A 16,091-nucleotide genomic window follows, 5' to 3' on the forward strand; every position below is an offset into this window, starting at 1 on the left:
GATCGATAGCTGTTATTGCCGCGGCAAATCATCCCACGTGCCGGGGGCAAGCTGCGCCTTAATATCGGGATAGCGGGCGGGATCAAATACCGGCGGAACGCCGAGTTTGCGCTGACGCAAATAGTCTCTGGCAATCAGGGTCACAACCGGCGAGAGCAGCAGGATCGCCGTGAGGTTAGTGATCGCCATCAGCGCCATAATGATATCGGCCAGCTGCCAGACCAGCGGCATACTGAGCAGGGAGCCTGCTATCACCATCAGGATGACACCCAGTCGCAGGGTTCCGATTGCGGCGCGGGAGTCGAGCTTCAGGAAAATAAGGTTATTCTCGGCGTAAAGGTAATTCACCACTATCGAGCTGAAGGCAAACAAGATCAGGATGAGCGAGACAAATCCGGCTCCCCAGCCGCCGGTCAGCTTGACCAGCGCCTGCTGGAGAAGCTCTATCCCGACGGTGCCCGACGCGTGCGGTACGGGGCCTGCCAGCAGCAAAATCATGGCGCTGGCGGAACAGATAATAATGGTATCGGTAAAGACGCCAATCATCTGCACAATGCCTTGCGCGGCCGGGTGCGGCGGCCAGGAAGAGGCGGCGGCTGCCGCGTTGGGGGTTGACCCCATACCGGCTTCATTGGAGAACATTCCCCGCTGAAAACCCGCCATCAGCGCCTGGCTGAAGGTGTAGCCCAGCGCTCCTGAGGCCACCTCGCGCCAGCCAAAGGCGCTTTTGACGATGGTGGCAATCACGCCCGGCACCTGGTCGAGGTGCAGTGCGGCAACGAACAGGCTCGCGGCAACCCAGAGTAGCGCCATAATGGGCACCAGCCACTGCATCAGACGGGCGATGCCCTTGAGACCGACCGAGATGGTAAGCAGAACGACGACGGCTAAAGCGAGACCCGCGAGCCACTCGGGGCAGGAGAAGGCGTAGCGCAGGGCGTTGGCGACCGAGTTTGCCTGGACGGTATTAAAAATAAGACCGTACGCGAGCAGTAAAAAAAGCGAGAACAGGACACCCATCCAGCGCATCCCAAGGCCACGCGCCATATACCACGCTGGTCCACCGCGAAACTGGCCGTTTTTATCTTTCTCTTTATAAAGCTGGGCGAGCGAACTTTCAGCAAAGGAGGTGGCCATCCCGAGTAGCGCCGTCACCCACATCCAGAAGACCGCACCTGGCCCACCGGCGCTGATGGCCAGCGCAACGCCTGCCAGATTGCCGCTGCCGAGGCGTGCCGCCAGGCTGGTACAGAGTGCCTGAAACGACGTTAATCCGCCCGGCTGAGGCGTGACGCTGTTTTTCAGACTTCTGCCAAACTTGCGTATATAACGAAACTGGATGAACCCACTGCGTAGCGTAAACCAAATACCTGCTCCCAGAAGCAGGTATATCATTATCGAACCCCACAGGACTTCGTTAATAAAGAAAAAGAAATCAGGCATTAACGTCCCTCTTGTTGATGCCAAAGTGAATATGTAAGCGCTACCACTGATTGTGCATGCTGTTGCTTAGCAGCCTGTTAATATTCCGAGTTTATCATACTCTGCCTAAGCGCACTGTCTGCGGTTGCGCTACCCCTCCGTCGTGTTATCATCAGGGCAGACCGGTTACATCCCCCTAACAAGTAAACCTGTCATTTTTCCGCTGCAGGCATGCTGTCGGTAGCGTGAATTATCCAGGGCACGTTAAAAGAGAAACACTATCATGACGGATAAATTGACCTCCCTTCGTCAGTTCACCACTGTCGTAGCTGACACCGGAGATATCGCGGCAATGAAGCTGTACCAGCCGCAGGATGCCACAACCAACCCTTCTCTGATCCTTAACGCCGCACAGATCCCTGAGTATCGCAAACTGATTGACGACGCAGTGACCTGGGCGAAAGCGCAGAGCAACGACCGCGCGCAGCAGGTTGTGGATGCCACCGACAAACTGGCAGTGAACATCGGTCTGGAAATCCTGAAACTGGTTCCTGGCCGTATCTCTACCGAAGTGGATGCGCGTCTCTCCTACGACACCGAAGCGTCTATCGCAAAAGCGAAACGTCTGATCAAAATGTACAACGACGCGGGCATCAGCAACGACCGTATCCTGATCAAACTGGCTTCTACCTGGCAGGGTATCCGCGCGGCAGAGCAGCTGGAAAAAGACGGTATCAACTGTAACCTGACCCTGCTGTTCTCCTTCGCGCAGGCGCGTGCATGTGCAGAAGCGGGCGTATACCTGATTTCTCCGTTCGTGGGCCGTATTCTGGACTGGTACAAAGCCAACACCGACAAGAAAGAGTACGCACCGGCTGAAGATCCAGGCGTGATTTCTGTGACTGAAATCTACGAATACTACAAACAGCACGGCTACGAGACTGTGGTTATGGGCGCAAGCTTCCGTAACGTCGGTGAAATCATCGAGCTGGCTGGCTGTGACCGCCTGACAATCGCGCCTGCGCTGCTGAAAGAGCTGGCAGAAAGCGAAGGTACCCTGGAGCGTAAACTGTCCTACACCGGTGAAGTGAAAGCACGCCCAGAGCGCATCACTGAATCCGAGTTCCTGTGGCAGCACAACCAGGATCCAATGGCGGTAGACAAACTGGCGGACGGTATCCGTAAGTTTGCTGTTGACCAGGGCAAACTGGAAAAAATGATCGGCGACCTGCTGTAATCATTCTGCGTGACCGGGCTCCCGGTCACGCGACTTCTTTCGTCCCCTGTCTGAATCTCCTCTCTGCGTGTATCATTCCCTTTAATCAGTACTCTTTGAATGGAATGAATATGAATACCTTACGCATCGGCCTGGTGTCGATTTCTGACCGCGCCTCCAGCGGTGTTTACCAGGATAAAGGCATCCCCGCTCTGGAAGAGTGGTTGGGCAGCGCGCTGACCACCCCCTTTGACATTCAGACCCGCCTGATCCCTGACGAACAGCCGATCATTGAGCAGACGCTCTGCGAGCTGGTGGATGAGATGAGCTGCCACCTTGTTCTGACGACGGGCGGAACCGGCCCCGCGCGCCGCGACGTGACGCCGGACGCAACGCTGGCGATTGCCGATCGTGAAATGCCGGGCTTCGGCGAACAGATGCGCCAGATCGGTCTACACTTTGTTCCGACGGCCATTCTTTCCCGCCAGGTGGGGGTGATCCGCAAGCAGGCGTTGATTCTGAACCTGCCGGGCCAGCCGAAGTCGATTAAAGAGACCCTGGAAGGGCTTAAAGCGGAAGACGGCAGCGTCATCGTTCACGGCATCTTTGCAAGTGTACCGTATTGTATACAGCTGCTTGACGGCCCGTATGTCGAAACCGATGAGAAAGTGGTAGCAGCTTTTCGTCCTAAAAACGCGCGTCGCGAAACAATCTCCTGAAATTAATCAATATGTGACATAAGCTGAAGCGGCGATAGCGTGGTTAAGGTTTTACGGTATAGTAATTTTTTCTTTACGATAGCTGTAAAAATAAATCCACAATACACGCATAATGGTTCGCTATGTCACACAACACCCGACCTCTGAATCGACAGGATTACAAAACCCTCACGCTCGCGGCCTTAGGCGGCGCGCTGGAGTTTTACGATTTTATCATCTTCGTCTTCTTCGCCGCCGTGGTGGGAGAGCTCTTCTTCCCGGCGGATATCCCGGAGTGGCTGCGTCAGGTGCAAACCTTCGGCATTTTTGCCGCCGGGTATCTGGCGCGTCCGCTGGGCGGCATTATCATGGCCCACTTTGGCGATCTGGTCGGCCGTAAGAAGATGTTTACCCTTAGCATCCTGCTGATGGCCGTGCCGACGCTGGCCATTGGCCTGCTGCCCACCTATGCCTCAATGGGCATTCTCGCACCGTTGCTGCTGTTGCTGATGCGCGTTCTTCAGGGCGCGGCGATTGGCGGTGAAGTGCCGGGCGCGTGGGTGTTTGTCGCGGAGCATGTTCCGGCGCGCCGGATTGGTATCGCCTGCGGAACCTTAACGGCGGGGCTGACGGTCGGGATCCTGCTCGGATCGGTGGTCGCAACCATTGTGAATACCAGCATGACGCAGCAGGCCGTACACGACTGGGGCTGGCGTATTCCGTTCCTGCTGGGCGGGGCGTTTGGTCTGGTCGCGATGTACCTGCGCCGCTGGCTGCAGGAGACGCCGATTTTTCTGGAGATGCAGCAGCGCAAGGCGCTGGCGCAGGAGCTGCCGGTGAAGGCGGTCGTGGTACGCCATAAAAAAGCGGTGGTGGTGTCGATGCTGCTCACCTGGCTGCTCTCGGCGGGGATTGTGGTGGTGATATTGATGTCCCCGGTGTGGCTGCAAAAGCAGTACGGCTTCGCCCCTGCCGTGACGCTACAGGCGAACAGCATCGCGACAATCATGCTCTGCTTTGGCTGTCTTGCCGCCGGGCTCGCGGCGGATCGTTTCGGTGCCAGCGTTACCTTTATTCTCGGCAGCCTGTTACTGGCCGCATCAAGCTGGGCGTTTTACCATCTGGCGGGCAGCCATCCTGAACAGCTGTTCCTGCTGTACGGTGTGGTAGGCCTGTGCGTGGGCGTTGTCGGGGCGGTACCGTACGTGATGGTGCGCGCGTTCCCGCCAGAGGTTCGCTTTACCGGGATCTCGTTTTCTTACAACGTGTCGTATGCCATTTTCGGCGGGCTGACGCCGATCGCGGTCACCGTGCTGATGGGCGTATCTCCCATGGCTCCGGCCTGGTACGTGCTGGCGCTGTCGGTGATGGGGCTGGGATTAGGGATTTGGCTGGGGCAGAAGAAGGGATGTCGTGCCCGCGAGGCGGACACGACAGAGGGATCAGTGTTTTTCACCAATCGGTAGAACGGTGCGGTCAAACTGCTCGTTCAGCACTTCACCCATTGCCAGGTAGATAGCGCTTGCACCGCAAACCAGACCGATCCAGCCTGCAACATGAACGATGCCTTCGTTATCCACCAGGTGACCAATCGCCAGCAGGGCGAACAGGACGGTCAGGCTCAGGAAGACGAACTGCAGCATGCGGTTGCCTTTCAGGGTACCGAAGAACATGAACAGGGTGAAGACGCCCCACAGGCCCAGGTAAACGCCCAGGAAGTGAGCGTTTGCCGCGTCTGCCATGCCCATTTTAGGCAGCAGCAGAATGGCAACCAGGGTCAGCCAGAAAGAACCGTAAGAGGTGAAGGCGGTTAAGCCAAAGGTATTGCCTTTCTTATATTCCAGCAGGCCCGCGAAGATTTGCGCGATACCGCCGTAAAAAATGCCCATCGCCAGGATGATGCCATCCATCGGGAACATCCCGATATTGTGCAGGTTCAGCAGAATAGTGGTCATGCCAAAACCCATCAGGCCCAGCGGAGCCGGATTAGCCAACTTAGTGTTGCCCATAAGTCCTCAAAAAAATCATCATTGATATGGTGAAATGGTTAAACCCGCGTCAGTTCTCCCTGACTGGGCGCGGCATCATAATGGGCGCAATCGATGCCGTCTATGATCTCATCAGGGTGAAATTAAAATTTTTTTTATGCCTGCCCCTTGATGGATGACGTCGCGACCCCATCTTGTAGTCAACCGCAGTGTGTGGACCTGAAAAAAATCAAATCTGGGCAGTTGAAAAAGCACGTTCTGCCCTTATTACAGGTACACAACCACATGTTGACTGAATTTTTAGTGGAGACGTTTAGATGGGTAAAATTATTGGTATCGACCTGGGTACTACCAACTCTTGTGTAGCGATTATGGATGGCACTACTGCACGCGTGCTGGAGAACGCCGAGGGCGATCGCACCACGCCTTCTATCATTGCTTATACCCAGGATGGTGAAACTCTGGTTGGTCAGCCGGCTAAACGTCAGGCAGTGACAAACCCGCAAAACACCCTGTTTGCGATTAAACGCCTGATCGGCCGCCGCTTCCAGGACGAAGAAGTTCAGCGTGACGTTTCCATCATGCCTTACAAAATCATCGCGGCAGATAACGGCGATGCATGGCTTGATGTGAAAGGCACCAAAACTGCACCACCGCAGATTTCTGCTGAAGTGCTGAAAAAAATGAAGAAAACCGCTGAAGATTACCTGGGTGAGCCGGTAACTGAAGCTGTTATCACCGTTCCTGCGTACTTCAACGATGCTCAGCGTCAGGCAACCAAAGATGCTGGCCGTATCGCAGGTCTGGAAGTAAAACGTATCATCAACGAACCAACCGCTGCTGCACTGGCTTACGGTCTGGATAAAGAAGTTGGCAACCGTACTATCGCGGTTTACGACCTGGGTGGTGGTACCTTCGATATCTCTATTATCGAAATCGACGAAGTTGACGGCGAAAAAACCTTCGAAGTTCTGGCGACCAACGGTGATACCCACCTGGGTGGTGAAGACTTCGATACCCGTCTGATCAACTACCTCGTTGACGAGTTTAAGAAAGATCAGGGCATTGACCTGCGTAACGACCCGCTGGCTATGCAGCGCCTGAAAGAAGCCGCTGAGAAAGCGAAGATCGAACTGTCTTCCGCTCAGCAGACCGACGTGAACCTGCCGTACATCACTGCAGACGCGACCGGTCCTAAACACATGAATATCAAAGTGACCCGTGCGAAACTGGAAAGCCTGGTAGAAGACCTGGTGAACCGTTCTATCGAGCCGCTGAAAGTTGCCCTGCAGGACGCTGGTCTGTCCGTCTCTGACATCCAGGACGTTATCCTGGTTGGTGGTCAGACGCGTATGCCAATGGTTCAGAAGAAAGTGGCTGAGTTCTTCGGTAAAGAGCCACGTAAAGACGTTAACCCGGACGAAGCGGTAGCAATCGGTGCTGCGGTTCAGGGTGGCGTACTGACCGGTGAAGTAAAAGACGTACTGCTGCTGGACGTTACCCCGCTGTCGCTGGGTATCGAAACCATGGGCGGTGTGATGACTGCGCTCATCAACAAAAACACCACTATCCCAACGAAACACAGCCAGGTGTTCTCTACCGCTGAAGACAACCAGTCTGCGGTAACCATCCATGTGATTCAGGGTGAGCGTAAGCGTGCGGCGGATAACAAATCTCTGGGTCAGTTCAACCTGGACGGTATTAACCCGGCACCGCGCGGCATGCCGCAGATCGAAGTCACCTTCGACATCGATGCTGACGGTATCCTGCACGTGTCTGCGAAAGACAAAAACAGCGGTAAAGAGCAGAAGATCACCATCAAGGCATCTTCTGGCCTGAACGAAGCGGAAATCGAAAAAATGGTTCGCGATGCCGAAGCTAACGCGGAATCCGACCGTAAGTTCGAAGAGCTGGTTCAGACCCGTAACCAGGGTGACCATCTGCTGCACAGCACCCGTAAGCAGGTTGAAGAAGCAGGCGATAAACTGCCAGCAGAAGACAAGACTGCTATCGAAGCTGCACTGACTGCGCTGGAATCCTCACTGAAAGGTGAAGACAAAGCGGACATCGAAGCGAAGATGCAGGAGCTGGCGCAGGCTTCCCAGAAGCTGATGGAAATCGCTCAGCAGCAGCACGCTCAACAGCAGGCGGGCGCTGACGCTTCAGCGAACAACGCGAAAGACGACGACGTTGTCGACGCTGAGTTCGAAGAAGTTAAAGATAAAAAATAATCGCCCTGATGCAGGGTAATTGGCACGGGCGTAGGAGAATTCTCCACGCCCGTGCTCGCATGTTAAGGGGCTTAAAAAAACCAATGGCAAAGCAAGACTATTACGAGATTTTAGGCGTTCCGAAAACTGCGGAAGAGCGTGAAATCAAAAAGGCGTACAAGCGCCTGGCCATGAAATTCCACCCGGACCGTAACCAGGGTGACAAAGAGGCTGAAGCCAAATTTAAAGAGATCAAAGAAGCCTACGAAGTCCTGACCGATGCACAAAAACGTGCGGCCTATGACCAGTACGGTCACGCAGCCTTTGAACAGGGCGGCATGGGCGGCGGTGGATTCGGTGGCGGCGGCTTTGGCGGCGGCGCTGACTTCAGCGATATCTTTGGCGATGTATTTGGCGACATCTTCGGCGGCGGTCGTGGTCGTCAGCGCGCGGCGCGCGGCGCGGACCTGCGTTACAACATGGAGCTGACGCTGGAAGAGGCCGTTCGCGGCGTAACCAAAGAGATCCGCATTCCGACGCTGGAAGAGTGTGACGTTTGCCACGGCAGCGGCGCGAAAGCGGGTACGCAGCCTCAGACCTGTCCAACTTGCCACGGCTCCGGCCAGGTGCAAATGCGTCAGGGCTTCTTCGCGGTACAGCAGGCTTGTCCGCACTGTCACGGTCGCGGCACGCTGATTAAAGATCCGTGCACCAAATGCCACGGGCATGGTCGCGTTGAGAAAACCAAGACCCTGTCCGTTAAGATCCCGGCTGGCGTCGATACGGGCGACCGCATCCGTCTGGCGGGCGAGGGCGAAGCTGGCGAGCACGGCGCACCGGCAGGCGATCTGTACGTTCAGGTTCAGGTCAAGCAGCACGCTATCTTTGAGCGTGAAGGTAATAACCTGTACTGCGAAGTGCCTATCAACTTCGCGATGGCGGCACTCGGTGGCGAAATCGAAGTGCCTACGCTGGACGGTCGTGTGAACCTGAAAGTGCCTGGGGAAACCCAGACCGGCAAGCTGTTCCGCATGCGCGGAAAAGGCGTTAAATCCGTTCGCGGTGGTGCGCAGGGCGACCTGCTGTGCCGCGTGGTCGTGGAAACGCCGGTTGGCCTGAACGACAAGCAGAAACAGCTGCTGAAAGAGTTGCAGGAGAGCTTTGGTGGCCCGACGGGTGAGAAAAACAGCCCGCGTTCCAAAAGCTTCTTCGACGGCGTCAAAAAATTCTTCGATGATTTGACCCGATAATCTGTTCGCAGGTTTCATCCGCAAAGGCCCGGAAGCGATTCCGGGCTTTTTCTATTTGTGGGGATTGTTCGGTAAAACTGAATCTATACTCAATATTAATCTGTTTTTGCCGAGCTATCTGGCTTGGTATTATGGTTTTATCGAGGTATTGTTGTAACAGAGAGAATTAAAGTGAAATTACTACACCGTTTTTTTAGCAGTGAGGCGTCCGGCGGCGTGATCCTGATTATTGCCGCTGCGGCCGCGATGGTGCTGGCTAACCTTGGCATCACGCAGGAACTCTACCATGCATTTCTGGAAACGCCCGTTGAGCTGAAGGTCGGGGCGCTGGAAATTAACAAGAACATGCTGCTGTGGATCAACGATGCGCTGATGGCGGTGTTCTTCCTGCTCGTCGGGCTTGAGGTTAAGCGTGAGCTGGTACTCGGCTCGCTTGCCAGCCGCCAGCGCGCGGCGTTTCCGGTGATTGCCGCACTCGGTGGAATGGTGGTGCCGGCGCTGCTCTTCCTGGCGTTCACCTGGCAGGATCCGATTGCACGTCACGGCTGGGCGATCCCGGCTGCGACGGATATCGCCTTTGCCCTCGGGGTGCTGGCATTGCTGGGAAGCCGCGTGCCGGTGGCCCTGAAAATCTTCCTGATGGCGCTGGCGATCATCGATGACCTGGGCGCCATTGTGATTATCGCGCTGTTCTACACCAGCGATCTGTCGATCCTGTCCCTGAGCGTGGCCGCTGGGGCGATTGCAGTGCTGGCGCTGCTGAACATCTTCAATGTTCGCCGTATTGGTATCTATATCCTGGTGGGGATGGTGCTGTGGACGGCGGTGCTGAAATCGGGCGTGCACGCGACGCTGGCAGGTGTGATCGTCGGCTTCCTCGTGCCGCTTAAGCCGCAGGACGGCAAGTCGCCTGCCAAACAGCTGGAGCATGTGCTGCACCCGTGGGTCGCCTTTATGATCCTGCCGCTGTTTGCGTTTGCCAACGCAGGCGTTTCCCTCAGCGGCGTGACGCTGGACGGGCTGACGTCCGTGCTGCCGCTGGGGATTATTGCCGGGCTGTTTATCGGCAAGCCGCTGGGTATTAGCCTCTTCTGCTGGCTGGCGACGAAGCTGAAGCTGGCGTCATTGCCGCACGGCACCACCTTTAAGCAGATTATGGCCGTCGGCGTGCTGTGTGGCATCGGGTTTACGATGTCGATCTTTATCTCGACGCTGGCGTTTGGTGCGCATGCGCCTGAGCTTATCGTCTGGGCTAAACTCGGCATCCTCATCGGGTCATTACTGGCCGCGGTAATCGGTTATACCTTGTTGAAGGTGAAATTGTCCGGACAAGCCGTCCAGGCATAACGGAACACCGGGAGGAGGCGATCCTTCTCCCGATACACACTCAGGGAGAGAAGACGCGATGTCTCATTTAAATTACAACCATCTGTACTACTTCTGGCACGTCTATAAACAGGGCTCGGTGGTAGGGGCGGCAGAGGCGCTCTACCTCACGCCGCAAACCATCACCGGGCAAATCAAGGCGCTGGAAGAGCGTCTGCAGGGCAAGCTGTTCAAGCGTAAGGGGCGTGGGATTGAACCCAGCGAACTGGGCGAGCTGGTATTCCGCTATGCGGACAAAATGTTTACCCTGAGCCAGGAGATGCTGGATATCGTCAACTACCGCAAAGAGTCGAACCTGCTCTTTGATGTGGGCGTGGCGGATGCGCTGTCCAAACGGCTGGTGAGCGGCGTGCTGGATGCGGCGGTGGTGGAAGATGAGCAAATCCATCTGCGCTGCTTTGAATCCACCCATGAGATGCTGCTGGAACAGCTCAGCCAGCACAAGCTGGACATGATTATCTCGGACTGCCCGATTGACTCCACCCAGCAGGAAGGGCTGTTCTCGGTGAAGATTGGTGAATGCGGCGTGAGCTTCTGGTGTAGTAATCCGCCGCCGGAAAAACCGTTCCCTGCGTGCCTTGAGGAGCGTCGCCTGCTGGTGCCGGGAAGACGTTCCATGCTCGGACGCAAGCTGCTGAACTGGTTTAACTCGCAGGGGCTAAAGGTAGAAATCCTCGGTGAGTTCGACGATGCGGCGCTGATGAAAGCCTTTGGCGAAGCGCATAACGCGATCTTCGTTGCGCCGACGCTGTACGCGCACGATCTCTATTCGGATGACAAGATTACGGAGATAGGCAGAGTGGATAACGTGATGGAGGAGTATCACGCCATATTTGCCGAAAGGATGATTCAGCACCCGGCGGTACAGCGAATCTGTAACCGTGACTACTCGGCGCTGTTTACGCCACCGGCAATCTGAAGGCATAAAAAAACCCGCGTTAAGCGGGTTCTTTAAACAAGCAACAACAAGCAGCGATTAAGCCAGTTTGTTGATCTGCGCGGTCAGGTTTGCTTTATGACGCGCTGCTTTGTTTTTGTGGATCAGACCTTTAGCAGCCTGACGATCCACGATTGGTTGCATTTCGTTAAATGCGTTCTGCGCTGCAGCTTTGTCGCCTGCTTCGATTGCTGCGTATACTTTCTTGATGAAAGTACGCATCATAGAGCGACGGCTTGCGTTGTGCTTACGAGCCTTTTCAGACTGAACGGCACGTTTCTTAGCTGATTTGATATTAGCCAAGTCCAACTCCCAAATATGATCTATGTGGACAATTCAAAGGCCGAGGAATATGCCCTCTTTGCCTTCTTTTGTCAATGGATTTGTGCAAATAAGCGCCGTTAATAAGCGACGCTACGTTACGTAGTGATGGCGCAGGATTCTACCAGCTTGTCTTCCCTGAATACAGCCTTTCGGCATAAAAATCGCAGTTCACGAGCAGATTTTTTCGCTGCGAAAGGTCAGCCTGATGAAATCATTACGGCTTTCTGTTTTGCACGAACAATCGCCGGTTAACCTTAACCGCTGTACAAGGTATACTTTGGCGATTTTCACTGTTTTGAGCCAGACATGAAGCTGATACGCGGCATACATAATCTCAGCAGCGCACCGCACGGTTGCGTGCTGACTATTGGTAATTTCGACGGCGTGCATCGTGGTCATCAGGCGCTGTTGCAGGGATTGCGTAAAGAAGGGGAGGCCCGTGGCCTGCCCGTTGTGGTGATGATTTTCGAGCCGCAGCCGCTCGAGCTGTTCGCGGGCGATAAATCTCCCGCCCGACTCACTCGCCTGCGCGAGAAGTTGCGCTATCTGGCGGAGTCCGGCGTGGACTATGTATTGTGTGTACGTTTCGATCGCCGCTTCGCCGCGCTGACAGCACAAAATTTCGTTAGTGACCTGCTGGTTAAGCGTCTTGGCGTACAGTTTCTTGCCGTGGGCGATGATTTCCGCTTTGGCGCTGGTCGTCAGGGCGATTTCTTGCTATTACAGAAGGCTGGTCTGGAGTACGGGTTTGACGTCACCAGCGCGATGACCTTCTGCGAAGGCGGCGTGCGCGTCAGCAGCACGGCGGTTCGCCGGGCACTGGCCGATGACGAGCTGGATACGGCGGAAACCCTGCTGGGGCATCCGTTCACTATCTCTGGCCGCGTGGTCCATGGCGATGCGCTGGGCCGCACGATAGGCTTCCCGACGGCGAATATACCGCTGCGTCGTCTGGTTTCCCCGGTTAAAGGGGTGTATGCGGTGGAAGTGGCAGGACTGGGCGATAAGCCGTTTTACGGCGTCGCCAACATTGGCACACGTCCAACCGTCGCCGGTGTGCGCCAACAGCTGGAAGTGCACCTGCTGGACGTTGTAATGGACCTGTATGGTCGCCATATAGATGTGATACTGCGTAAAAAAATACGCAACGAGCAGCGATTTGGTTCGCTGGATGAACTAAAAGCGCAAATTGCGCGAGATGAATTGACGGCCCGCGAGTTTTTTGGGCTTTGAACCCGGCTTAACTGCCTACGTGATAAATACGGAACCGAGAATCTGATGAGTGACTATAAATCAACCCTGAATTTGCCGGAAACAGGGTTCCCGATGCGCGGCGATCTCGCCAAGCGCGAACCGGGAATGCTGGCGCGTTGGACCGATGATGATCTGTACGGCATCATTCGTGCAGCCAAAAAAGGCAAAAAATCCTTCATTCTGCATGATGGCCCTCCATATGCGAATGGCAGCATTCATATTGGTCACTCGGTTAACAAGATTCTGAAAGACATTATCGTGAAGTCCAAAGGCCTCACGGGATATGACTCGCCTTACGTTCCGGGCTGGGACTGCCACGGTCTGCCAATCGAGCTGAAAGTAGAGCAAGAGTTTGGCAAGCCGGGTGAGAAGTTCACCGCTGCCGAGTTCCGTGCGAAGTGCCGCGAATACGCCGCTACGCAGGTTGACGGTCAGCGCGCTGACTTCATCCGTCTGGGCGTGCTGGGCGACTGGTCGCACCCGTACCTGACCATGGACTTCAAAACTGAAGCCAACATCATCCGTGCGCTGGGTAAAATCATCGGTAACGGCCACCTGCACAAAGGCGCTAAGCCGGTGCACTGGTGCGTGGACTGCCGTTCTGCGCTGGCAGAAGCGGAAGTGGAGTATTACGACAAAACTTCCCCATCTATCGACGTGGCGTTCCACGCGGTGGATCAGGATGCGGTGAAGGCCAAATTTGGCGTCACCTCGGTAAACGGCCCGATCTCGCTGGTTATCTGGACCACCACCCCGTGGACTCTGCCTGCCAACCGTGCGATCTCCCTGTCCGGTGAGTTCGAATACGCGCTGGTGCAGATTGACGGTCAGGCGGTTATCCTGGCGAAAGATCTGGTTGAGAGCGTCCTGAAGCGCGCGCATATCACTGACTACACCGTGCTGGGCACCGTGAAAGGTGATGCGCTGGAGCTGATGCGCTTCAAACACCCGTTCCTGGACTTCGACGTTCCGGCGATTCTCGGCGACCACGTGACGCTGGAAGCGGGTACCGGTGCGGTGCATACCGCAGGTGGCCACGGTCCTGACGACTACAACATCAGCCTGAAGTACGGTCTGGAAATCGCTAACCCGGTCGGCCCTGACGGCTCTTACCTGCCTGGCACCTACCCGGCGCTGGACGGTATCAACGTCTTCAAAGCGAACGACATCATCGTCGACATGCTGCGCACCAGCGGCGCGCTGCTGCACGTTGAAAAAATGCAGCACAGCTATCCGTGCTGCTGGCGTCACAAGACCCCGATCATCTTCCGTGCGACCCCGCAATGGTTCATCAGCATGGATCAGAAAGGCCTGCGCGAGCAGTCTCTGAAAGAGATCAAAGGCGTGCAGTGGATCCCTGACTGGGGCCAGGCGCGTATCGAATCGATGGTGGCTAACCGTCCTGACTGGTGTATTTCCCGTCAGCGTACCTGGGGCGTGCCGATGTCTCTGTTCGTGCATAAAGAGACGCAGGAGCTGCACCCGAACACGCTGGAACTTATGGAAGAAGTGGCGAAGCGCGTCGAAGTTGACGGCATTCAGGCGTGGTGGGATCTCGACGCCCGCGACATCCTGGGCGCTGATGCGGATAACTACGAGAAAGTGCCGGATACCCTGGACGTGTGGTTCGATTCCGGGTCTACCCACTCCTCCGTGGTTGACGTGCGTCCGGAGTTTGCCGGTCACGCTGCCGATATGTATCTGGAAGGGTCTGACCAACACCGCGGCTGGTTCATGTCATCTCTGATGATCTCTACCGCCATGAAGGGTAAAGCACCTTACCGTCAGGTTCTGACTCACGGCTTCACCGTGGATGGTCAGGGCCGTAAGATGTCCAAGTCCATCGGTAACACCGTTTCTCCGCAGGATGTGATGAACAAGCTGGGCGCGGACATTCTGCGTCTGTGGGTGGCCTCTACCGATTACACCGGCGAAATGGCGGTGTCTGACGAGATCCTGAAACGTGCTGCCGACAGCTATCGTCGTATCCGTAACACCGCGCGCTTCCTGCTGGCGAACCTGAACGGGTTCGATCCGGCAAAAGACATGGTGAAACCGGAAGAGATGGTCGTGCTGGACCGCTGGGCGGTAGGCTGCGCGAAAGCGGCGCAGGACGATATCCTGAAAGCCTATGAGTCTTACGACTTCCACGAAGTGGTGCAGCGCCTGATGCGCTTCTGCTCCATTGAGATGGGCTCGTTCTATCTCGACATCATCAAAGACCGCCAGTACACCGCGAAAGCAGACAGCGTGGCGCGTCGTAGCTGCCAGACCGCGCTGTTCCATATCGCAGAAGCGCTGGTACGCTGGATGGCGCCGATCATGTCCTTCACCGCGGATGAAATCTGGGGCTACCTGCCGGGCGATCGTGAGAAGTATGTCTTCACTGGCGAGTGGTACGAAGGTCTGTTCGATCTCTCCAGCACCGAAGCGATGAACGATGCCTTCTGGGACGAACTGCTGAAAGTGCGTGGCGAAGTGAACAAGGTAATCGAGCAGGCGCGTGCAGACAAGAAAGTCGGCGGCTCTCTGGAAGCGGCAGTCACGCTGTACGCGGAACCGGAGCTGGCGGCGAAGCTGATCGCGCTGGGCGATGAATTACGATTTGTCCTGTTGACCTCCGGTGCGAAAGTTGCGGATTATGCCGATGCTTCTGCTGATGCTCAGCAGAGCGAACTGCTCAAAGGACTGAAAGTCGCGCTGAGCAAAGCCGACGGTGAGAAATGCCCGCGTTGCTGGCATTACACCACCGATGTTGGCCAGGTGGCGGAACACGCAGACATCTGCGGACGCTGTGTAAGCAACGTCGCCGGTGACGGCGAAAAACGTAAGTTTGCCTGATGAGTAAAACTCTCTGTTCAACAGGACTGCGCTGGCTGTGGCTGGTTGTGGTGGTGCTGATTATCGATCTGGGCAGCAAGTTCCTGATCCTCCAGAATTTCGCTCTGGGGGAGACGGTCCCGCTGTTCCCGTCGCTCAACCTGCACTATGCACGTAACTACGGCGCAGCGTTTAGTTTCCTTGCCGACAGCGGTGGCTGGCAGCGCTGGTTCTTTGCGGGTATCGCTCTCGGTATCTGCGTGATCCTGGCGGTGCTGATGTACCGCTCGAAAGCCACGCAAAAGCTGAATAACATCGCCTACGCGCTGATTATTGGCGGCGCGCTGGGCAACCTGTTTGACCGCCTGTGGCACGGCTTTGTGGTCGATATGATCGACTTCTACGTCGGCGACTGGCACTTCGCGACCTTTAACCTGGCCGATACGGCAATTTGTATCGGTGCGGCGTTAATCGTGCTGGAAGGCTTCTTGCCTAAACCGGCTGCGAAAGAGCAGGCGTAAGCATCAATGCCGGGTGGCGCTACGCTTACCCGGCCTACAGAATTTGTGGCTTCCCGTAGGCCCGG

13 protein-coding genes and 1 pseudogene are annotated in these 16,091 nt (G+C 55.9%); 11 read left to right on the forward strand and 3 right to left on the reverse strand.

The window, feature by feature from the left end:
- Window positions 1-12: 12 nt before the first annotated feature.
- Window positions 13-1,443, reverse strand: a complete 1,431-nt coding sequence (locus tag V1587_RS05865) for an alanine/glycine:cation symporter family protein (protein ID WP_371899497.1) — start codon at window positions 1,441-1,443, stop codon at window positions 13-15.
- 262 nt (window positions 1,444-1,705) lie between these two features.
- Between V1587_RS05865 and tal the strand changes: the two genes are divergently transcribed.
- The 3 genes from tal (at window position 1,706) to V1587_RS05880 (ending at window position 4,802) form a co-directional block, all read left to right on the forward strand.
- Window positions 1,706-2,659, forward strand: coding sequence for a transaldolase (gene tal / locus V1587_RS05870; protein WP_024907418.1), 954 nt, complete (start codon window positions 1,706-1,708; stop codon window positions 2,657-2,659).
- 110 nt (window positions 2,660-2,769) lie between these two features.
- Window positions 2,770-3,357, forward strand: coding sequence for a molybdopterin adenylyltransferase (gene mog, locus V1587_RS05875; RefSeq protein WP_371899498.1), 588 nt, complete (start codon window positions 2,770-2,772; stop codon window positions 3,355-3,357).
- Window positions 3,358-3,479: 122 nt separating this feature from the next.
- Entirely contained in the window at window positions 3,480-4,802 is a 1,323-nt protein-coding gene (locus V1587_RS05880; RefSeq protein ID WP_371899499.1) for an MFS transporter, read from the forward strand.
- Here V1587_RS05880 and satP read toward each other — a convergent pair.
- Window positions 4,779-5,345, reverse strand: a complete 567-nt coding sequence (gene satP, locus V1587_RS05885) for an acetate uptake transporter (protein ID WP_008502042.1) — start codon at window positions 5,343-5,345, stop codon at window positions 4,779-4,781. The genes V1587_RS05880 and satP overlap by 24 nt on opposite strands.
- A 296-nt stretch (window positions 5,346-5,641) precedes the next feature.
- Between satP and dnaK the strand changes: the two genes are divergently transcribed.
- The 4 genes from dnaK (at window position 5,642) to nhaR (ending at window position 11,089) form a co-directional block, all read left to right on the forward strand.
- A complete protein-coding gene (gene dnaK / locus V1587_RS05890) occupies window positions 5,642-7,555 on the forward strand; it encodes a molecular chaperone DnaK (protein ID WP_126545143.1) in 1,914 nt (637 codons plus the stop codon).
- An 83-nt stretch (window positions 7,556-7,638) separates the two neighbouring features.
- On the forward strand, window positions 7,639-8,784 hold the full coding sequence (gene dnaJ, locus V1587_RS05895) for a molecular chaperone DnaJ (RefSeq protein WP_023310347.1): 1,146 nt from the start codon (window positions 7,639-7,641) through the stop codon (window positions 8,782-8,784).
- 171 nt (window positions 8,785-8,955) lie between these two features.
- Entirely contained in the window at window positions 8,956-10,131 is a 1,176-nt protein-coding gene (gene nhaA / locus V1587_RS05900; RefSeq protein ID WP_371899500.1) for a Na+/H+ antiporter NhaA, read from the forward strand.
- 58 nt (window positions 10,132-10,189) lie between these two features.
- Window positions 10,190-11,089, forward strand: coding sequence for a transcriptional activator NhaR (gene nhaR / locus V1587_RS05905; RefSeq protein WP_371899501.1), 900 nt, complete (start codon window positions 10,190-10,192; stop codon window positions 11,087-11,089).
- A 57-nt stretch (window positions 11,090-11,146) separates the two neighbouring features.
- Here nhaR and rpsT read toward each other — a convergent pair whose 3' ends face one another.
- The gene (rpsT, locus tag V1587_RS05910) at window positions 11,147-11,410 is read right to left on the reverse strand and encodes a 30S ribosomal protein S20 (protein WP_003856458.1); all 264 of its coding nucleotides are present in this window, start codon (window positions 11,408-11,410) and stop codon (window positions 11,147-11,149) included.
- A gap of 101 nt (window positions 11,411-11,511) precedes the next feature.
- Between rpsT and V1587_RS05915 the strand changes: the two are divergent.
- From V1587_RS05915 to lspA, 4 genes and pseudogenes are all read left to right on the forward strand, one after another.
- Window positions 11,512-11,730 (forward strand): annotated as a pseudogene (locus V1587_RS05915) (DUF2575 domain-containing protein).
- A 7-nt stretch (window positions 11,731-11,737) separates the two neighbouring features.
- Window positions 11,738-12,664: a bifunctional riboflavin kinase/FAD synthetase gene (gene ribF / locus V1587_RS05920; protein ID WP_371899502.1), complete on the forward strand. Its 927-nt coding sequence runs from the start codon at window positions 11,738-11,740 to the stop codon at window positions 12,662-12,664.
- Between the two features lie 45 nt (window positions 12,665-12,709).
- Entirely contained in the window at window positions 12,710-15,526 is a 2,817-nt protein-coding gene (gene ileS / locus V1587_RS05925; RefSeq protein WP_371899503.1) for an isoleucine--tRNA ligase, read from the forward strand.
- Complete coding sequence (gene lspA / locus V1587_RS05930) at window positions 15,526-16,026, forward strand: signal peptidase II (protein WP_033144602.1); 501 nt, start codon at window positions 15,526-15,528, stop codon at window positions 16,024-16,026. Before ileS ends, lspA begins: the two co-directional genes overlap by 1 nt.
- Window positions 16,027-16,091: the final 65 nt, after the last annotated feature.

Origin of the sequence: Enterobacter sp. ECC-249 (assembly GCF_043965265.1) — a bacterium.
Lineage (GTDB): Bacteria > Pseudomonadota > Gammaproteobacteria > Enterobacterales > Enterobacteriaceae > Enterobacter > Enterobacter quasiroggenkampii.